Below are 18,934 nucleotides of genomic sequence, written 5' to 3' on the forward strand. Positions count from 1 at the left end.
CGAACCACGACGTGCAGTCTACGAACCCTGCGAAAGCTAATCCGGTAACTATTTCCACTATTGAATCGGTAATTATTACTGCCCGTGGCGGAACCTTATTCGCCTTACGTGCGCGTGCTATATTTGGCTCGACGCAATTGGCGTCTTGGCGGGATTCAACGATGCTTCGTCGGGTGGTGTTCAACCAGAAGGGGGGCGTGGGCAAGTCCACGATCTCGGTCAACCTTGCCGCGGCCGCCGCGCAGGCCGGACGACGCGTGCTCGTCGTCGACCTCGATCCGCAGGGCAACGCCAGTCGCTACCTGCTCGGTGATGCACTCGAATCCGCCACGCCAACGCTGGCCGGCTTCTTCGATCAGGTGCTCAATTTCAGCTTATACGCCAAGCCGACCACGGCGTTCATCCATCCGACGCCATTTGCCGGACTATCGGTCATGGTCTCCGATCCGGAGATTGCCGAACTCGAGGGCAAGCTCGAGTCGCGCCACAAGATCTACAAGCTCAAGGAAGCGCTGGCCGAGCTGGTCGACGATTTCGACGAAGTCTGGATCGATACGCCGCCGGCCCTGAATTTCTTCACGCTTTCGGCGCTGATTGCCGCTGATGGCTGCCTGATCCCGTTCGATTGCGATGCATTTTCGCGCCAGGCGCTGCTGTCGCTGATCGGCCGCGTCGACGAGATCCGCGCCGACCACAATGCCGGTCTGGCCATCGAAGGCATCGTCGTCAACCAGTACCAGCCCCGCGCGAGCCTGCCGGTGCGCATGGTCGAAGAACTGGCCGAGCAGGGCCTGCCGCTGTTGCCGACCCGGCTGTCGAGCTCGGTCAAGGTGCGCGAATCGCACGAGCGCGCGGTCCCGCTGCCTTTCCTCGATGCGCGGCACAAGCTGGCACTCGAATTCACCGCGCTCTACGCCGATCTGGCCGGCGCCCGCGCTTGACGGGTATGCTGGCCGCCGATGCTCACGCCTTTGGGAGAGTAGATTGCCACAGCAAGAAGCCCGCATTCTCGTCGTCGATGACGAGCCGTTCAATCTGGAAATCCTTGGCGAGCACCTGACCGACGTCGGTTACGAAGTCGTCACCGCCGAGGATGGCGAAGCGGCGTGGTCGCTGCTGACGCACGATCGCGACTTCGACACCATCCTGCTCGACCGGATGATGCCGCGCATGGACGGCATGGCCTTGCTGGCCCGACTGAAGCAGTCCGAAATCAGCCACATTCCGGTGATCATGCAGACGGCGGTCGGCGCCGCCGAGAACGTCCGTGAAGGCCTGGCGGCCGGCGCCTACTACTACCTGATCAAGCCGTTCCAGCGTGACATGCTGCTGGCGATCGTCGGCGCTGCGGTCAAGTTCTACCGCGAGAAGCGCCAGCTCGAATCGCAACTGGAAGCACAGGCGTCGACCTACCGGCTGCTCGAGCGCGGCGAGTTCCGCTTCCGCACGCTGGACGAGGCACGGCAGCTGACCCTGCTGCTGTCGAATGCCTGCCCGGAGCCGCAACGCGTGGCCGTCGGCCTGTCCGAGCTACTGGTCAACGCGGTCGAGCACGGCAATCTGGGCATCAGCTACGCCGACAAGACCCGGCTGTTGCAGCAGGGCCGCTGGCAGGAAGAGGTCGAAGTGCGTTTGGCCAGCGCCGATTACCGACGCCGCAACGTCCATGTTGCGTTCGAAAAACGCGTCGACACGCTGGTCTTCACGATCACCGACGAGGGCGAGGGTTTCGAATGGCAACCCTTCCTCGAGTTTTCGCCCGAACGCGCGTTTGATCCGCACGGTCGCGGCATCTCGATGGCACGGATGTTGTCGTTCGACAGCGTCGAATACCAGGGCTGTGGCAATGCGGTGATTGCCCGGGTGCTGATCGCCGACGACTGATCGCGGTTGTCCGCTGGACAGGTTCCATAGAAAACCCCGGCCTTGACCGGGGTTTTTTTCGTACGGCCCGAAGGATCAGTCCAGGATTTCGACCTGCATGCCGATTTCGATGTGGCCCGACGATTCGGCGATGATGTGCTGGCCGAACAGCACGCCGTCTTCGCCCTTGCGCCGCTTGGCTAGCGTCCGCAGCGGCTCCTGATCGGCCGATTTTTCACCGGTGTCGGGGTCGATGGTCGTGAACACGCAGCGCTCGCACGGTTTGACCATACGCAATACGACGTCGCCGATGCGGATGCGCTGCCAGCCGTCCTCGGCGAACGGCGCCGCGTCGTCAACGACCAGATTCGGCCGGAAGCGCGCCATCGAGAAATCCTGGCCGGCCCAGTCGGACAGTTGCCGGCGCGAGCCTTCGCCGATCAGCAGCAGCGGATAGCGATCGGCGAACGACAGCGGCAGGTCGGGGTGGCGTTTGACGCGCCGCTGGCTTTCCGCACCGGTATACAGCAAGCGCGCTGCGGTGCCGAGGTAGTCGGACAACCAGCGGTCGGCCTCGGCGGGGCCGTGCCACGCGCCGAATTCGTCTTTCCAGACCTGGGCGGGATGCGCTTGATCGAAAGCATACCGCGCGACGGTCAGCGCCGGCATGCCCGGTGCGTTCAGCGTCAGCGTGGCGGGGCCGACGTCGGCGTGGATCCGCACCAGTTGTGGCCAGTCGCGTCCGGTCATGAAACGGCCGTTGGGATCGGCGACCAGCCAGGCACGGTCGTCGGGCAGCCCGCTGGGGCCGATCGCACTGTGCGTCAGCGATTCGCCGTGGATCGATTTCACCGGGTAGCGGTATAGCGCGGTCAGGATAGGCATGGCGGGCTCTGAGGGATCAGGTGCTGACTGTATCAGTCGGCATGCGGCTCGGGGAGTGACAGTTCGGCGCCCGCGCCGGCCGACCAGTAGGCCCGGTGAGCGGCGCGCCAGCGCCCGACCTGGACCTGCGGGCCGACATCGAGCGTGATCGCGCCATCGTCGTCGGTACGCAACAGCGTTGCGCCGGCATCGGCATAACGCTCGACGATGCTCGGATTCGGGTGATGAAAGCGGTTGAGATAGCCGGCTGAAAACACCGCCCATTGCGGCGCCGTCGCGTCGATCAGGCTTTGCGACGATGACGAGCGGCTGCCGTGATGCGGCGCGACGACGAGGTCGGTTGCCGGCAGGCCGCGCGATACGAGTTCGAGTTCTTCGTTGCGGCCCAGGTCGCCGGCGAGCAGCAAGGCATGGCCTGCGGGTGTGCTGATCCGGATCGTGCAGCTTCTGGCGTTGTCGTTGGTTACGACCATGCCGGCTGCCGGCCAGAGCACGTCGAAGCGCACGCCATCCCACATCCACGTCTGGCCGGCTGCGCAGTCGACATGCGGCGTACCGAGCAGGCGCGCCGGGTGCTCGGCCGGCAGGGTCGAATGCACACGCTCGACATCGAATGCGTGCAGTACGGCCTCGGCGCCGCCGCTGTGATCGTTGTCATTGTGCGACACGGTCAGCAGATCGAGCCGGCGAACACCCAGTGCACGCAGCGTCGGCAACAAGGCGCGGTCGGTCGCCATCGGCGGGCCGGTGTCGTACAGCAGCGTGTGCGAGCGCGTCTGCACGAGGACCGCCAGCCCCTGGCCGACGTCGATCACGGTGGCGCGGAACGTGCCCGGTTCGCGCATTGCCGGCGTCGGCGCGACCAAGGGCAGCAGGAGTACCGGTGCATACAGCCGTCCGGGCAGGCCGCGCGGCGACAGCCAAAACACGACACCGAACGCCGCCGGCAGCCAGGCCCAGGCCGGCGGCGACGCCAGCGTCAGCACCGGCGCATGCGCGCACAGCTGCAGCCAGCGGTCGGTCAGCGCGAAAGCACGCTCGGCCAGCCAGGGCAGGGTGCCGGTCGGGTCGACGACGCCGATCAGCGACAGCGGCGTGACGACCATGCTGACCAGGGGAATCGCCAACGCGTTCGCCAGCGGCGACACCAGCGGCAATTGCTGGAATACCAGCGCCAGCACCGGAAAGCTCGCCAGTGTTGCAATCCACTGTGCACCGACCCAGCCGCGCCAGCGCGGCGTGTCGCCCAGCGTCGGCGCCCCGGCGTACAGCAGCGCGCCGACGGTCAGGAAGGAGAGCCAGAAGCCGACCGACAGCGGGGCGAACGGATCGACCAGCACCACGGCCGCCAGCGCCAGCAGCCAGATCAGCAGCGGCGACGTGCTGCGGCCGCGCCAGAGACCCATCGCGGCGACCAGCAGCATCAGCAGTGTCCGTTGCGTCGGCACACTCAGGCCGGACAACACGCTGTAAGACAGTGCCGCGAGCACGCCGGCGACCAGCGCGGCGCGTTGCGCTGGCACGCGCATCGCCAGTCGCGGTACGCGACGCCAGCCGGCGTTGACCAGTGCACCGAACAGCGTCGCCCACAGCGTGATGTGCAGGCCCGACACGCTGATCAAATGGGTGACGCCGGTCGTGGCAAAGCGTTGCCACTGGTCTTTCGGGACGCCGCCCTGATCGCCGATGGCCAGCGCGACGATCACGCCGCGATACGGTGCGTCGCCGAGCTGCTGCTGCAGCCGATCGCGCAGGGCCTCGCGCAGCCGGTCGACGCCGGCTTGCCATGCGTGGCCGGGCAAGCGTTCGGCGGCTTTGACGCTGGCGGTTGCGCCGATGTTTTCACTCAGCAACCAGCGCTCCAGATCGAAGCCGCCGGGGTTGGCCAGCCCATGCGGCCGCTTGGGCCGGAGCGTCAGTCGCCAGCGCTCGCCGGCGCGAGGCTGCAAAGCATCGCCGTAACTGCTGACCTGCACGCGCGTCGGCAGCCCCGGAGGATCGCTGCCGGTGACGGCAAAAGTGAAGCGCCAGCCGTACTGGCTGTGCTGCGGCAGAGCGACGATGTAGCCGTCGGCGACGACGGTGCGTTGCTCCAGCCCGGCCGGCAGCCGATCGGCCAGCCGCTCTTGGGCGCGCAGATCGGCGTAGCCGAAGCCCAAGGTGGCAGCCAGCACCAAGGCAGCAAGCGGTCGCCATCGTACCGAGCCCAGCAGCGGTACCAGCATGATTGCCGCGACAAACAGCGGCTGCCAGAGCGGCGGAAGCGTGGAAAGGGTCTGCAAGACGCAGACACCGACAACAAAGGCGACGAGGATCAGGCAGGTAGGCACGCATCAGCGTAGATGCGGCATTTCGTTCAGGCAAACCGGCCTGCTACACTCTGCGCCATGCATTACGACGCAGATATCCTGATCATCGGCGGTGGCCTTGTCGGCACCGCACTGGCCGCCGCGCTGGCGCCGAGCGCGCATTCGGTGCTGCTGCTCGAAGGCCGCACGCCGCAGACCGAAACCCCAAGCGCGCAGTGGGACAACCGCGTCTACGCGATCAGCCGCGCCAGCGAGAAGCTGCTGCGCGGTATCGGCGCGTGGCAGCGGCTTGATATGGCGCGCATCCAGCCGGTTTCGCAAATGCAGATCACCGGCGACGACGGCCGCAGCGGCCTGACCTTCGACGCGCTCGACGCCGGCATCGACGCGCTGACGACGATCCTCGAAAGCGGCAATCTGCAGGCGGCGCTGTGGCAAACCGCGCTGGCCGCGCCGAATGTCAGCGTAATGGCGCCGGCCGAGCCGAGCGCGTTTGCGCATGACGAAGACGGTGTTACCGTCACGCTCGCCGATGGCCGCGTGCTGCGTGCCCGGCTGGCGGTTGGCGCCGATGGTGCCAATTCGTGGCTGCGTCGCAGCGCCGGGATCGACAGCACGGCGCGCGCGTACGAGCAGTGGGGCGTGGTGGCCAACTTTGAAAGCGAACGGCCACACTACGGTGTCGCGCGGCAGTGGTTTTTCGACGACGGCATCCTGGCCTGGCTGCCGCTGGCCGGCAACCGGATTTCGATCGTCTGGTCGTGCTTCGAGGCGCGCAAGGAAGAACTTCTGGCCTTGTCGCCGGCCGAACTCGACGCCAGAGTGGCCGCAGCCGGTGGCCGTGCGCTGGGTGAATTGCGTTGCATCACCCCGGCGGCGGCGTTTCCGCTGCGGCTGACGCATGTGCGCGAGCTGGTCCGTGCCGGCGTGGCTCTGGTCGGCGATGCGGCGCACACCGTGCACCCGCTGGCCGGGCAGGGCGTCAACCTCGGCTTTGGCGACGTGGCCGAACTGGCCAGACTGCTGACGGCTACCGAAGCCAGCCTGCTGGGCGACCACCTCAACCTGCGCCGCTACGCACTGGCGCGGCGCGAAGCGATTTATCTGATGCAGGGCGCGTGCGACGGCCTGCAGAAGCTGTTCAACAACCGCAACCCGATCTTGAAAACGCTGCGAAACACCGGGCTGGGCCTGACCGATTCGCTCCCCTGGATCAAGCAGCAGTTGATTCGTCACGCGATGGACGCGTGAGCCGCCACGCGATTGACGCGTGTTGTACCCATAAAGGAAACCGCATGAAGTTGACCCGTCTTACCAAGAACCTCGCCGTCATCGGCATGGTCGCGCTGACCGCGTGTTCGGCCCAGGCCGATTCGAAGACCGATATCAAGCAGATCCGAGAAAAGCTCGCGTCGACGCTGCAAGGCCGCGAGATCACCGCGGTGAACGCCAGCCCGATCAAGGGCGTGTACGAAGTCGTGATCGCCAATCGCCAGATTGTCTACACCGACGCACAGGCGAATTTCGTCATCGTTGGCGACATGGTCGACGTGGCCAAGAAGGAAAGCGTCACCGAGCGCCGCATGGCCGAGCTGATGAAGACCGACTTCAACAAGCTGCCTTTCGATCAGGCATTCAAGGAAGTGCGCGGCACCGGCGCGCGCAAGCTGGCGGTGTTCTCCGACCCGGATTGCCCGTTCTGCAAGCGCCTCGAACAAGAAAGTCTCAAGGGTGTCGATAACGTCACCATCTATACCTTCCTGTTCCCGCTCAACATCCACCCGGATGCCGAACGCAAATCCAAGCTGATCTGGTGTGCCGACGACAAGGCCGCGGCGTGGAGCAACTTCATGAACAACGGCAAGCTGCCCGAAGGCAAGGCCGATTGCGCGACGCCGATCGAGAAGAACTTGGTGCTGGGCGAATCGCTCGGCATCACCGGCACGCCGGCGCTGGTGTTCGGCAACGGCCGCATCGTCTCCGGCGCGATTCCGCGCCAGCAGGTCGAGCAATTGCTCGGCGCGAAGTAAGCCGCTCGCCCGACAAAAAGCCCACCGCGATGGTGGGCTTTTTTGTGTCTGTGGCGACAGGATCGGTGCTGCTGTTCACCGCAAAACCGGCTGCCGTGTACACTTACAGACAGCAAAATAGTAACCTTTTAGAAAGTACGTGACGTGTCGGCGGAGTGATCGGATATGTCGCAGATTCCTTAATCTACTGTGATATGCACCATGGCGCATACACCACGTTAGAGTGCTCTTGGCGATGATTTCCTCAACTGATAGAAACGGCTTACCTGTCCACGTGGGCTCACGCATTCGGCTGTTACGGTTATCACCGGATCTTCTCGCGTCATTGCCCGCGGACGAGCTTTCGGAAGTCCAATCAATGATTGGTGAAATTCTTGTCGTTTATGAAATTGACCAATATGGATGCGTTTGGGTTGAGAAAACGTGGAATGAAATAGAGCAAGAACAATACATGAGCCACTCGCTTGGTCTTGAATCTCACCAGATGGAGCTCGTTGGTTGAGTCCTCTAATTCTTCTTTCAACCGGAACGGGCTAACGTCCACCCATTAATTAAAATGTTAGGTTTTCCATGAAATTTCGCGACACGTTTTACATAAAAATCAGTAAAAACACGATCACGATCCGTTGCATCGAAACTCAAGAACAAGCCACTGCAACGTCAGAATTCAGCTCCAATCGATTATTGGTCGGAAATTTCACAAATGCCGATAAAACGATCAAAGAGCTTGTTTCGCGTGTAACGGCGCGTCGTTTTTATAAAATCCCAGTGGCTGTCATTCACCCTCTTGAAATGGTCGATGGTGGTTTGTCGCAAATCGAAGAGCGCATATTCAAAGAACTCGCTCTTAGCTCAGGTGCACGAAAAGCGTACATTCACTTGGGGCCTTTGTTAAATGACTCAAGTGTACTTGCCACAACGAAAACCTGATCCTTCAGTCAACCTGACCGCCCAACGCTGCGCTTTGGGTTCCCTCCGCTGCAGCGCAACGCCGGCGGCAGCGTGCTTTCAACGTTAGGTGCCACTTGATGCGTAATCTCGTTTTGCCACTCCTGCTCGCCTTCCTTTGCGGTGCTTCGCACGCTGGAATTTTGTCGGAACCGCAACGAGAAGAGTTTGTTTCTCTCGTGCTCCAGAACTTCTGGGGAAAAGCAAAGCTTTCCAATGGTCAGTTTGCCCAGCCAGCCTCAGAGAGGGAACGAACTACAGTCCCAATTCCAAAAGCAGTCATCACGCGTTCTTTCGATGCTGGTGAAGTTTCAGGTCTTGCCGAATGGTGCAGTCTTGACTGGCAGTCCAATTATGCCGCTCTCACCAAAGGTGCACGTGATAGGGGATTCGGTGACAAGCAGGTTGCTTTTGTATCTTTCTTGCACGGAGCAGCCCAAGCTCGTATTGCTTCTGCAATGTCCAATTCAGGAGCATGTAGCGCTCAAGATCGAGAAAAAATTGAAAAGTGGCTTGATCAATCCAAAAGGCGAGGGCTTGATGGCATCTAACACGGCGCTCAACCTCGACCCTTAGGGCGTTGGGCGCTATGTTAGGCATATAGATACCCATGATTGCGAGGCCCAATAGATGCCATACCAAGAGCAATTTCTTCCGGCTACTTTAATCGTTTACGCAACGTTGACGTTCTTCGTGTGGGAGCGAGTTCGTCCTGGTCGGGCGCTTCCGTCATCGCCTGGTTGGTATGTCCGAGCGACGTTGATGAATGTGTTGTAGCTTGTTCTGATCGGCGTTGGTGGGCTGGTATGGAACCGTTTTTTTCGAAGTCATGCGCTGTTCCAGCTTGGGGGTTGGTCAAACCCAATTGCCGAGGGCGCTTTTTACTGGGTAGTCGGGACGTTTGTGTTCTATTGGTGGCATCGACTCCGCCACGCAAATGGATTCTGGCTCATATTCCATCAGGTGCACCATAGCCCGTCACGGATTGAACTGCTTACGTCGTTCTACAAACACCCGATCGAGATCGCGGCCGACTCCATCCTCACGGGATTATTGATCTATTGCGTCTTCGGCGGTACGGCTGAAGCTGGCGCCTGGACATCGCTCTTTGGTGCTGTCGGGGAGTATTTCTATCACTCAAACATTCGAACGCCACGGTGGCTAGGGTGGTTCATTCAACGACCAGAGCACCATGCTATTCATCATCAATTGGGCGTGCACAGATATAACTTTGGAGATATAACTTGGTGGGATCGTTTGTTTGGCACTTTCAAAGACGCCGAGCCCTTTGTGGATCGCTGCGGCTTCCCCGGCCGTCAGGAAGAGAAGTTGTTTGATATGCTGCGCTTCAAAGATGTGTATCGACAATGAAGAATCCACCAGATCGGTTTTGTCACCTTTTCCCGTTGCTCAACGTCAAAGATGGCCTTTGTTCAGTATGGAAATGATCAAAATAAATACAACACACTAATGTTTTATTCAATCCGGGCTGGCTTAAATATGCTGGTTAATTAAGATGTTTTGGCGCATGAATTCTCCTGACTCTTTCCTATCGGAACCGATATGACCGTCATCAAGCGACAAACCGTCATGGCCAAGAATGGCTGCACCATTCAGGCTGCGTTCTTTCGTCCGGATAGTGATCCGAGGGCTGCGGTGCTGATTGTTCCGGCAATGGGCGTGAACCAGGGCTACTACGCGCCGTTGGCGACGTGGCTCGCCGCGCAAGGCTATCTGGTTGCGACGTTCGACTACGCCGGCACAGGTTTATCGAACAATGGTGACATACGAAAACTCGACCTTGATATTGTCGACTGGGCGCGCTTTGATTGCGACGCGATGATCAATGCCACTTCCGCCTTGGCGCCCAGCATGCCGCTTTACTGGCTGGGCCACAGCCTCGGTGGCCAGATTCCCGGTTTTGTTGCTGATCTTGGCCGTATCGCCAAGATCATCACCATTGCCAGCGGGAGTGGTTACTGGATCGAAAACGCGCCTGGCCTCAAGTGGAAAGTCTGGTGGTTATGGTATGTCGTAGCGCCACTGGCTACGCGGCTCTTCGGCTATTTCCCGGGGAAACGGCTTCGCAAGGTCGGTGATTTGCCCCGGGGCGTGATGATGCAGTGGCGGCGCTGGTGCCTCAACCCGGCATATGCCGTTGGCGCGGAAGGCCCTGCGGCTCGGGAAAGTTTTGCGGCCGTCATCACGCCCATGACTTCGTTGTCGTTCACCGATGATGAATTGATGTCCGCCCGCAATACCGCTTCGCTGCACGGGTTCTACGAGCAGGCGCCAAGGACAATGAAGCGTATTTCGCCGCAAGACATCGGCACGACGCGCATTGGCCATTTCGGGTTCTTCAACGCGCGATTCGAGGGCGCTCTTTGGCGGGCGCATCTGTTGCCCGAGCTGTCCTGAACGTATTTGCTCCAACGCATTGTTTGAGCGGATCTTGCACATAAAGTCCGCGAGACTGTTCAACTTCAAGTTAAAACATTGCGCCGCACAAGGTGTCCAACACGCCAATACAGCAGGATTTTCGCGAAGCGCGCTTAGTCGGAACCGGTCGAACCGCCCAGGTGTTCTCCTGGGGGGATATTCGGGTGTTGAAGCTGTTCAATCCGTCGGTCGATCGCGCCGAGGCCGGGGTGGAAGCCGCGCACGCACTGGGCCTTAGCGCGCCCCGGGTTGACGGCATCGTGGAGGTGCAAGGCGGTGTGGGCATCGGCTGCGAGTGCGCGCCAAGCCGTGCCATGGGGCCGGATCAGCGCTTGAGCAGGCCCGGCACCGAATGCGCGACGAAATCGGCGAGCAGGGCGCTGGCGCCATCCCAGACGATCTGCACGCCGAGGCAGAACAGGATGAAGGCCGACAGCCGCAGGAAGACGATGGTGCCGGTGCTGCCCAGCAACCGCATGATCTTTTCGGCGTAGCGGTAGCAGAAGTACAGCGAATAGGCGACCAGCGCGGTGGCGATGATGCTGGCGATCGGCATGTCCAGCCGGTGCAAGAGGCCCGGGCCCTTGAGGCCGGCGCCGAGGGTGATCGCGACGGTGATGGTGCCGGGGCCGACGGTGATCGGGAAGGTCAGCGGGTAGAAGGCGCGCGAGCGCAGCTCCTCGTTGCTGTGTTCCAGCGCCACGGCCTGTTCCTCCAACTTGCGGTTGCTGCTCTTGCCTTCCTCCGACAACAGCTTCCAGCCGGCCGCGGCAACGAGCAGGCCGCCGGCGACGCGGACGATGGGCAGCGAGACTTCGAAGAAGCCGAGCACATAGCTGCCGGTGAACATGCTCGCCAGAATCAGCACGAAACTGTAGATGCCGACCCGGCGGGCGAGGATGGCTTTTTCCCGTTCGTTGTACGCCGTCGTCATCGACAGGAAGATCGGCGCGTGCCCCGGCGGATTGAGGATGGGCATCAGCGCGGCGACAACCAGCAGGATATTGCCGAGGAAGGCGGTGATCGTTTGCAGCATGAAGCAAGCTCCGGGAGCCATGGCCGGGCAGCGCCCGCAATGCACCGATTGTAGTGCCGTCAGCATCCGTCGTGCGGCGGGTTTCCCCATGTCATCTAGATGTCGTGACAAATTCACCCACCGGAAAGCTGCGATTCATATTCGCCGTGCACAGTGCGCTGCCCCCCGCGAGAGGGGGCCACACAACAACGGAGAGAGAGATGAATCGTCGCAATTTCCTCAAATACGGTGGTATGGGTGCGGCGCTGAGTGCGCTGCCGCTGAGTCTGCAGAAAGTGCTGGCCGCCGGTACGCCGTCGGGCGGCAGTCTGGCGTCGGTTGCGCACGTGGTGATCCTGAGCCAGGAAAACCGCTCGTTCGACCATTACCTCGGTACGCTGAACGGCGTGCGCGGCTACAGCGATCCGCATCCGTTGCGCCTGCCCGACGGCAGCAGTGTATTTGCGCAGAAGAGCGCCACCGGTACGGCGATCTGGCCGTTCCGGCTCAACAGCGCCACCACCAACGGCCAGTGCATGGTCGACGTCACCCACGACTGGGCGACCGGCCGGCAGGCGTTCAACGGCGGCGCCATGGACAAGTGGATCCCCAACAAGGGCAACTACGGCATGGCGTACTACAGCCGCGCCGACATCCCGTTCCACTTCGCGCTGTCCGACGCCTTCACCACCTGCGACCACTATTTCTGTTCGGCCGACACCAGCACCAATCCGAACCGGCTGTTCCTGATGTCGGGCAGCAACGGCGCCGGGCTGTGGGCCAATGGCGCGTCGATGAACAACGACGAATCCAAGGCCTTCACGTGGACGACCTATGCCGAACGGCTCGAAGCGGCCGGCATCTCGTGGAAGATGTACCAGGAGGCCGACAATTACGACGACAACGCGCTGGCGTGGTTCGCCAATTTCAAGAACGCGCCGACGACGTCGAATCTCTACAAGCGCGGGATGACGCGCTTTGCCCGTACCCAGTTCGCGCAGGATGTCGCCAATGACGCCTTGCCGGCGGTGAGCTGGATCATCGCCCCGGCGGCGTTGTCCGAGCACCCGAACCACAGCCCGAACGGCGGCGGCGATTACGCCAAGGTCTTCCTCGACGCACTCGCCAGCAATCCGGCGGTGTGGGCCAAGACGGTGTTCATCTACACCTATGACGAAAACGGCGGCATCTTCGACCATGTCGTGCCGCCGATTCCGCCGGCGGGCACGACCAACGAGTGGAGCGGCGGCTATCCGCTCGGCCTCGGCCACCGGATTCCGACCTGGCTGATCTCGCCGTGGAGTGTCGGCGGTTGGGTGCACAGCCAGACCAGCGACCATACCTCGACGCTGCGTTTCCTCGAACGCTTCACCGGCGTGCAGGAACCGAACATCAGCGCGTGGCGCCGTAGCGTCTGCGGCGATCTGATGGACGGTTTCGACTTTGCCGCCAGCGGTTACGGCTTCCCGTCGACGCTGCCGAACACCGCGACGCTGGCCAGCGACGCTGCGTTTGCCTGCGCCAACCTGCCGGCGGCAAAGCCGAACGGCGAGGTTGCCGCGCCGAGCATCGAAAACGGTGGCGCGCGGCCGTTGCGGCCGGTGGCGGTGCAGCCGAATGTCGATGCGTCGGTCGATCCGGCGACGAAGAAGATCACGCTGACGCTGAGCAACGGCGGCACGCAGGGCGCAGCGTTCGATATTCACGGCTACGGCGCGCTGACGTTTGCGCCGGTGTTTGCCACCGTCGGCAGCAGCGCGCAGACCCAGGTGTTCGATGCCAGCACGGTCGCATCCGGCAAGTTCGATCTGGCCGTGCACGGCCCGAACAGCTTCTACCGCCGTTTTGCCGGCAACGTGCTGCCGACGGCGTGGCAGGGCGGGGCGTATCCGCAGGTGAGCGTGGTGCCGAACCCGGCCGGCGGCATCGTCAGCGTAACGATCCAGAACCGCGCGCCGGTGGCGATCACCGTCAATGTCGACGACTATCTCGCCGGCCAGCGCACGCCGCAGCCCGTCGCCGCCAATGCGAGCGTGAGCTTCAATCTGGCTACGCGCAGCAACTGGTACGACTTCATGCTGCTGATCGCCGGCGATGCCGGCAACACCTTCGTCTACGAATACTGCGGCCATATCGAGGGCGGCAACAGCATGACCTTCCCGGGGCGGATCGCGATTGCCGGCGTGAGCCCGACGCCAACGCCGGCGCCAAGCCCGACGCCGGCACCGGGCGCCGGTTTTACCGCCGCGCTGCTGACCGGCATGAGCCACTACTACCGCTTCGAAAACGCCGGCGGTGACGAAGTCGGCAGCGCGACGCTGAGCACGGTCGGCCCGGTTGCGTTTGATACCGGCGGCAAGTTCGGCACCGCGCTCAAGCTCGACGCCAAGCAGGCTGCGGCGGCCTATTTGCCGTTTGACATGAGCGCGGGCCCTGCGAGCTTCACGCTCGGTTTCTGGGTGAAGATGCCCGCCGGCATGACGACCGAAACCAGTGTCGCGACCAATAAGGACTGGGCCACCGGCAAGAACAGCGGCATTTCGATCGGCACCACCGCCGACGGCCGCTTCAAGTTCAATATCGGCGACGGCAAAAACCGCGCCGATGGCTATATCGCCATGGTCACCGGCAGCTGGATTTACGTCGCGATCACGCTGGATGCCGCCGCCAAGAAGCTGATCTGCTACGCCAGCAACGCCGCCGGCACGGTGTCGACAACGACGGTGAGCTACAGCAACGTCACCGGCAACATCGTCCCGAGCTACGGCCGCTGGGCGCTGAACGAGGATGGCCGCGGCGACTACTACAGCCGCTACCCGACCGAGCGCTATCTGCTTGAATTCGACGATCTGGCCGTGTGGAACCGCGTGCTGTCCGCCGCCGACATCCAGGCGATCGCCGCGGCCAGCCAGCCGATCGACAGCCTGAACCCCGCGCCGACGCCGGTTCCGTCGCCATGGGGCGCGCCGCTGCTGACCGGGCTGGCGCACTACCACCGCTTCGACGCCGACGGCAGCGACGAGGTGGCCGGCAGCACGGCGACCGTCACCGGCCCGGCGACCTACCCGGCGTCGCAATACGGCAACGGCATCCGGCTCGATGCATTGCAGGCGGCGGCTGCCTTCCTGCCTTACGACGTCAGCGCGGCGAACAACGCGTTCACGCTGGGTTTCTGGGTGAGGATGCCGTCGGGCATGGGCACGAACATGACCAGCATCGTCGCCAACAAGGACTGGGCAACCGGCAGGAACGCCGGCTTCTCGATCGGCGGCTCCGGCGATGGCCGCTTCAAGTTCAACGTCGGCGACGGCCTCAACCGCGCCGACGGCTATCTGGCGATGCCGCTCGACAGCTGGTGCTATGTGGCGATCTGCGTCGACAAGAGCGCGAAAACGATGCGTTGCTACGCCAGCCAGGCGGCGACCGATGTCCGCGAAACCGTGGTCGGCTTCAGCAATGTCACCGGCAACATCGTGCCGAGCTATGGCCGCTGGGCGTTGAACGAGGATGGCCGCGGCGACTACTACAGCCGCACCCCGGCCGAGCGCTTTACCCTGGGGTTTGACGATGTCGCGGTGTGGACCAGGGCGCTGAGCTTCGACGAAATCAAGGCGATTGCCGCCGCGGGGCAGCCGATTGCCAGCCTGCGCGGCGGCACCCAGGTTGCCGCGCTGGCGGCGCCGTTACCGGCACAGATGTGCGCGGCGGCTTGGGTGAGTGCGGCGGCGTATGTGGCCGGCGAAACCGTCAGCTACAACGGTCACAACTACCGCGCCAAGTGGTGGACGCAGGGCGAGCGTCCGGATGCCAACAGCGGCAGTGCGCGGCCATGGGAGGATCTGGGCGTCTGCTGACCGCGTCGCGCCGATAAGAAACGCCCCGCAATGCGGGGCGTTTTTGCGTGATGGCGGCTTACTTGCTGCGGCCGTCGTGCGGATGGATTTTCAGGCTGGCGAGGTCGATGTCCTCGATACAGCGGACATTGATCGCGGCCACGGCGTTGCCGGCCGGGTCGACGCCCTCGCCAAACGGCGCGCAGCCACAGCTCGGGCAGAAATGATGCTTGATCACGTGTTTGTTGAAGGTGTAGGTGCTGAGGTCGTCCTCCGGCGTCAGCAGCCTGGCGCTGCTGCGCGGCACGAACCACAGCAGGTGGCCGCGGCGCTGGCAGATCGAACAGTTGCAGCTGATGACGGCGCCGATGTCGCCGTCAACCTCAAGAACGATGCGGCCGCAGTGGCAGCTGGCGCGATGGATCATGGATGTTCCCTATGTTGTCGGCATGGCCGTCGTGTTTTTATAGCAAGGTGCTGCGCCAGGCGCCGGGCGGTTCCGGCCCGCCTGATGACGCCATCGGTGGAGTACGGACGTGGTTATAATCCGTTTGTAAGTTAGAAAATTACAAATTACTAATGTGATACGCGGTCCGCTACAAGCGGACCAAACCATGTCATTTCGCCTCGCAGGGGGGCGCCGGAGCTACAAGTCATGAAACTGTCCACCCGTCTGGGGCTGATCGTCGTTTGTGCGGTCGTCGGCCTTGTCATCATCGCGGGCTATGCCCTGCAAACCATACGCGCCAGCATGTTGCAGGAGCGCCGCGCTGAAATCCGCCTGCTGCTTGAGATGGCGGCCAATCAGGTCCAGTCGTTCCAGAAGCTCGAGCAGAGCGGGAAACTCAGTCGCGAGGAGGCGCAGGCGCGCGCGATCGAGGCCGCGGCTGGTCTGGCGAAGGGCGACGATTACATCTTCATCCGCAGCATGGATGCGATGATGCTGGTGCACCCGGACAAGAAACGGGTCGGCAAGGTCTACGAAGGCAGTAAGCTGCCCGACGGTCGCACAACGCATCAGGCCTATCTTGAAGTGCTGTCGAAAGGCGATTTCGGCTTTACCGACATCGTCACCAAACGGCCGGGCAGCGATGTCCAGGTGCAGAAAATCAACGGCGTGATCAAGGTGGCCGACTGGAACTGGATTGTCGGCTTCGGCGCCTTCACCGACGACATCGATCGTGCGTACTGGCATTACGCGATGACCTTCCTGGTGATCGGCCTGATCGTGCTGGCGGTGGTCATTGCCGTGGCGGTGATGATGTCGCGCCGCATCTATGTCCGGCTCGGCGGTGAACCCGACTACGCGACCGAGGTCGCCCAGGCCATCGCCGCCGGTGATCTGAGCCGCCGTATCGACGGCAAGGTTGCGCCGGACAGCCTGCTCGGCGCGGTCGCGACGATGCAGGCCAGCCTGCGGCAGATGATCGAAGGCATCCAGCAGGGTGCCAGCGGCCTTGGTCAGGCGGCCGCGAGCCTGTCCGGGCAGATGACGCAGATCAATCAGGCCGCGCGGCAATCGTCGGATGCGACGGCGGCCACGGCGGCGGCGATCGAGCAGATGTCGGTCAGCGTCGACCAGATTTCCGAGAGCGCCCGTGAAACCGAAAGCAATTCATCGCGCTCGACCGAGCTGGCGACGCAGGGCGAATCGCTGGTCAACAACGCGTCGTCCGATATCCAGCGCGTGTCGACGCAGATCGACGATGCGTCGACGCTGATTGCCGGCCTCGACGAGCGTTCGCGTGAAATCGACGGCATCGCCCGGGTCATCAAGGACATCGCCGATCAGACCAATTTGCTGGCCTTGAACGCGGCGATCGAGGCGGCGCGCGCCGGCGAGCAGGGGCGCGGTTTTGCGGTGGTGGCGGACGAAGTGCGCAAGCTGGCCGAGCGCACCACGCAGGCCACCGGTGAAATCGCCACGATGACGCAGGCGATCCAGACCGATACCGATTCGGTGGTGAGCAGCATGAATGCGGTGAAGCCGCAGGTGGCGCGCGGCGTCGAGATGGCCGGCAAGGCTGCCGAGGCGCTGCGCGAAATCAGCATCGGTTCGGCGTCGACGCTGGCGAAGATCCGCGACGTGGCCAACGCCACGGCCGAGCAGAGCGTGGCCAGTGCCAGCGTTGCCAGCAATGTCGAACGCATCGCCAATATGGTCGAATCGTCGGCCGATTCGGTCGCCGCCGCCAACCGCAATGTGCAGCAGCTCGAGGCGCTGTCGGCCGAGCTGAAAAACTCGGTCGCCCGTTTCCGGCTCTGATCACGCGGCGGCGACACAACAAAAAACGCACATCCACGGATGTGCGTTTTTTCATGGGCGTGAAATGAGCGTGAACGGCGTTCAGGCTTTTTTCAGGAAACAGGCCTTGAGCATGAACTGGCCGGCATCCAGCTTGCAGTCGACTTCGTGATCGCCGCTGCCGACGAGGCGGATGCTTTTGACCTTGCTGCCCTGCTTGAGCGTGATCGACGAACCCTTGACCTTCAGATCCTTGATCAGCACCACCGCATCGCCATCGTGCAGCACCGTGCCGTTGGCATCGCGCACCACGCGGGCCTCGTCGTCGGTCGTGGCCGCCTGCGGGTGCCACTCGTGGCCGCAATCGGCGCAGACGTAGTTGTCGCCGTCCGGGTAGGTGTTCTCCATCGCGCATTGCGGACAGGCGGGAAGGGTCGACATGGCAGGGCTCCGGTTCGTTGCAAGCCCGGCAGTATAGCCGGCGAGGCGCTCAGCTCCGCGGGCAGTATGCACACGTGGGCGACGGCTGCGGGTTGGGGGCTGAAACTGTCTTCAGTCCGATCAATAATGTCGTTTTGCTGTCATGACAATTGGCTAAACCGGTGAATCCGGTTATTCAGACATGGCGCTGGCCGACAGCGCATACGACGGAGCAAGCATGGAGCCAGGGAAATACATCGACGCGGTGGATGACGCGACCGTACGCGGAGCATTGCGCGACTTGCTGGCGGGGTACCTGAACCCGGCCTTCAGCGCCTTGCCCAAGCAGGAGGTCGAGCTGCTGTTCCTGAACGCACTTGCCAAGATCGGTGCGATCGACGCCGATCCGGAGCTGTACGAGCTGGTGAGCAAGCTGCGCGTGACGCGGGCCAAGGCGCGCGGGCTGATCTACGCACGCGAGCTGCGGCGCTCGTCCGAGGCCGAGCTGGATGCCAAGGTGAAGGCGCTGCTGAAAAAGCCGCTGATCCAGAAAGAAGGCGAGGCCTTCGTGCTCGAGGTCGAGAACCCGCTGGTGTCCGACCATTTGCGTGCCAAGGTGAAGCAGCTGGGCTATCTGTCGGACGGCTCGTTCTCGCCGAGCATCGTCAAGCTCGGCCTTGATGCGATCTCGGCGCTGGCCGAAGCATCGGTCGCCGACGCCGACAAGGAGTCGCTGCGCCTTGCGCTCGTCGCCGCCGGCGCACCGGATACCTCGCTCAGGGGCATTTTCAAGGCGGCGATCAAGAAGGTGGCGAGCAAGGTCGCCGCCGATACCGGCGAGGCGCTGATGGACAAGGTGTCGGATTACATGTCGCCGCTGATCGATGCGAGCGTCGATGCGATTCTGGAAAAAGCCGGCGAACTGTTCGACGGCGACGATTGATGCA

Annotated in this window: 16 protein-coding genes; 11 read left to right on the forward strand and 5 right to left on the reverse strand. The window is 62.7% G+C overall.

The annotated features are described in order from the left end of the window. The first annotated feature begins 161 nt into the window (after positions 1-161). Both R0382_RS10840 and R0382_RS10845 read left to right on the forward strand, forming a co-directional pair. Positions 162-941 carry a ParA family protein gene (locus R0382_RS10840; protein ID WP_432719602.1) on the forward strand — a complete coding sequence of 260 codons (780 nt, stop codon included), beginning with the start codon at positions 162-164 and terminating at the stop codon, positions 939-941. Between the two features lie 43 nt (positions 942-984). Further along, a complete protein-coding gene (locus R0382_RS10845) occupies positions 985-1,884 on the forward strand; it encodes a response regulator (protein ID WP_432719603.1) in 900 nt (299 codons plus the stop codon). 75 nt (positions 1,885-1,959) lie between these two features. On the opposite strand, the gene R0382_RS10850 is transcribed toward R0382_RS10845, so the two are convergent. Both R0382_RS10850 and R0382_RS10855 read right to left on the reverse strand, forming a co-directional pair. Next, positions 1,960-2,748, reverse strand: a complete 789-nt coding sequence (locus R0382_RS10850) for an MOSC domain-containing protein (RefSeq protein WP_432719604.1) — start codon at positions 2,746-2,748, stop codon at positions 1,960-1,962. Between the two features lie 32 nt (positions 2,749-2,780). Beyond that, entirely contained in the window at positions 2,781-5,078 is a 2,298-nt protein-coding gene (locus R0382_RS10855; protein ID WP_432719605.1) for a DNA internalization-related competence protein ComEC/Rec2, read from the reverse strand. 57 nt (positions 5,079-5,135) lie between these two features. Between R0382_RS10855 and R0382_RS10860 the strand changes: the two genes are divergently transcribed. The 6 genes from R0382_RS10860 to R0382_RS10885 all read left to right on the forward strand — a co-directional run bounded on the left by R0382_RS10860 (position 5,136) and on the right by R0382_RS10885 (position 10,453). Then, positions 5,136-6,308, forward strand: coding sequence for a UbiH/UbiF family hydroxylase (locus tag R0382_RS10860; protein WP_432719606.1), 1,173 nt, complete (start codon positions 5,136-5,138; stop codon positions 6,306-6,308). 44 nt (positions 6,309-6,352) lie between these two features. Then, the gene (locus R0382_RS10865; RefSeq protein WP_432719607.1) at positions 6,353-7,087 is read left to right on the forward strand and encodes a DsbC family protein; all 735 of its coding nucleotides are present in this window, start codon (positions 6,353-6,355) and stop codon (positions 7,085-7,087) included. A 570-nt stretch (positions 7,088-7,657) separates the two neighbouring features. After that, complete coding sequence (locus R0382_RS10870) at positions 7,658-8,017, forward strand: hypothetical protein (RefSeq protein ID WP_432719608.1); 360 nt, start codon at positions 7,658-7,660, stop codon at positions 8,015-8,017. A gap of 98 nt (positions 8,018-8,115) precedes the next feature. Next, on the forward strand, positions 8,116-8,586 hold the full coding sequence (locus tag R0382_RS10875; RefSeq protein WP_432719609.1) for a hypothetical protein: 471 nt from the start codon (positions 8,116-8,118) through the stop codon (positions 8,584-8,586). Between the two features lie 313 nt (positions 8,587-8,899). Beyond that, positions 8,900-9,406 (forward strand): sterol desaturase family protein, encoded by a 507-nt coding sequence (locus R0382_RS10880; protein ID WP_432724159.1) that lies wholly within the window; start codon positions 8,900-8,902, stop codon positions 9,404-9,406. Positions 9,407-9,598: 192 nt separating this feature from the next. Continuing rightward, on the forward strand, positions 9,599-10,453 hold the full coding sequence (locus R0382_RS10885; RefSeq protein ID WP_432719610.1) for an alpha/beta hydrolase family protein: 855 nt from the start codon (positions 9,599-9,601) through the stop codon (positions 10,451-10,453). Positions 10,454-10,799: 346 nt separating this feature from the next. Here the strand turns inward: R0382_RS10885 and R0382_RS10890 are convergent, their stop codons facing one another. Beyond that, positions 10,800-11,510 (reverse strand): MarC family protein, encoded by a 711-nt coding sequence (locus R0382_RS10890; RefSeq protein ID WP_432719611.1) that lies wholly within the window; start codon positions 11,508-11,510, stop codon positions 10,800-10,802. A 200-nt stretch (positions 11,511-11,710) separates the two neighbouring features. Between R0382_RS10890 and R0382_RS10895 the strand changes: the two genes are divergently transcribed. Continuing rightward, a complete protein-coding gene (locus tag R0382_RS10895) occupies positions 11,711-15,343 on the forward strand; it encodes a phosphocholine-specific phospholipase C (RefSeq protein WP_432719612.1) in 3,633 nt (1,210 codons plus the stop codon). 58 nt (positions 15,344-15,401) lie between these two features. Here R0382_RS10895 and R0382_RS10900 read toward each other — a convergent pair whose 3' ends face one another. Next, positions 15,402-15,749, reverse strand: coding sequence for a GFA family protein (locus tag R0382_RS10900; RefSeq protein ID WP_432719613.1), 348 nt, complete (start codon positions 15,747-15,749; stop codon positions 15,402-15,404). Between the two features lie 228 nt (positions 15,750-15,977). Between R0382_RS10900 and R0382_RS10905 the strand changes: the two genes are divergently transcribed. Then, complete coding sequence (locus R0382_RS10905; RefSeq protein WP_432719614.1) at positions 15,978-17,588, forward strand: methyl-accepting chemotaxis protein; 1,611 nt, start codon at positions 15,978-15,980, stop codon at positions 17,586-17,588. A gap of 81 nt (positions 17,589-17,669) precedes the next feature. Here the strand turns inward: R0382_RS10905 and R0382_RS10910 are convergent, their stop codons facing one another. Continuing rightward, positions 17,670-18,008, reverse strand: coding sequence for a zinc ribbon domain-containing protein YjdM (locus tag R0382_RS10910; RefSeq protein WP_432719615.1), 339 nt, complete (start codon positions 18,006-18,008; stop codon positions 17,670-17,672). A 217-nt stretch (positions 18,009-18,225) separates the two neighbouring features. On the opposite strand from R0382_RS10910, the gene R0382_RS10915 reads away from it, so the two are divergent. Further along, the gene (locus tag R0382_RS10915; protein WP_432719616.1) at positions 18,226-18,930 is read left to right on the forward strand and encodes a hypothetical protein; all 705 of its coding nucleotides are present in this window, start codon (positions 18,226-18,228) and stop codon (positions 18,928-18,930) included. Positions 18,931-18,934 lie beyond the last annotated feature (4 nt).

This window comes from Jeongeupia wiesaeckerbachi (assembly GCF_050916355.1).
GTDB classification, from domain to species: Bacteria; Pseudomonadota; Gammaproteobacteria; order Burkholderiales; family Chitinibacteraceae; genus Jeongeupia; species Jeongeupia wiesaeckerbachi.

Bases quoted from the DNA above. Each gene is read 5' to 3' on its own strand.
- R0382_RS10915 (WP_432719616.1), top strand. From the start codon at position 18,226: ATGGAGCCAGGGAAATACATCGACGCGGTGGATGACGCGACCGTACGC.
- R0382_RS10870 (WP_432719608.1), top strand. From the start codon at position 7,658: ATGAAATTTCGCGACACGTTTTACATAAAAATCAGTAAAAACACGATC.
- R0382_RS10910 (WP_432719615.1), bottom strand. From the start codon at position 18,008: ATGTCGACCCTTCCCGCCTGTCCGCAATGCGCGATGGAGAACACCTAC.
- R0382_RS10895 (WP_432719612.1), top strand. From the start codon at position 11,711: ATGAATCGTCGCAATTTCCTCAAATACGGTGGTATGGGTGCGGCGCTG.
- R0382_RS10905 (WP_432719614.1), top strand. From the start codon at position 15,978: ATGAAACTGTCCACCCGTCTGGGGCTGATCGTCGTTTGTGCGGTCGTC.
- R0382_RS10860 (WP_432719606.1), top strand. From the start codon at position 5,136: ATGCATTACGACGCAGATATCCTGATCATCGGCGGTGGCCTTGTCGGC.
- R0382_RS10890 (WP_432719611.1), bottom strand. From the start codon at position 11,510: ATGCTGCAAACGATCACCGCCTTCCTCGGCAATATCCTGCTGGTTGTC.
- R0382_RS10850 (WP_432719604.1), bottom strand. From the start codon at position 2,748: ATGCCTATCCTGACCGCGCTATACCGCTACCCGGTGAAATCGATCCAC.
- R0382_RS10865 (WP_432719607.1), top strand. From the start codon at position 6,353: ATGAAGTTGACCCGTCTTACCAAGAACCTCGCCGTCATCGGCATGGTC.
- R0382_RS10875 (WP_432719609.1), top strand. From the start codon at position 8,116: ATGCGTAATCTCGTTTTGCCACTCCTGCTCGCCTTCCTTTGCGGTGCT.
- R0382_RS10885 (WP_432719610.1), top strand. From the start codon at position 9,599: ATGACCGTCATCAAGCGACAAACCGTCATGGCCAAGAATGGCTGCACC.
- R0382_RS10840 (WP_432719602.1), top strand. From the start codon at position 162: ATGCTTCGTCGGGTGGTGTTCAACCAGAAGGGGGGCGTGGGCAAGTCC.
- R0382_RS10900 (WP_432719613.1), bottom strand. From the start codon at position 15,749: ATGATCCATCGCGCCAGCTGCCACTGCGGCCGCATCGTTCTTGAGGTT.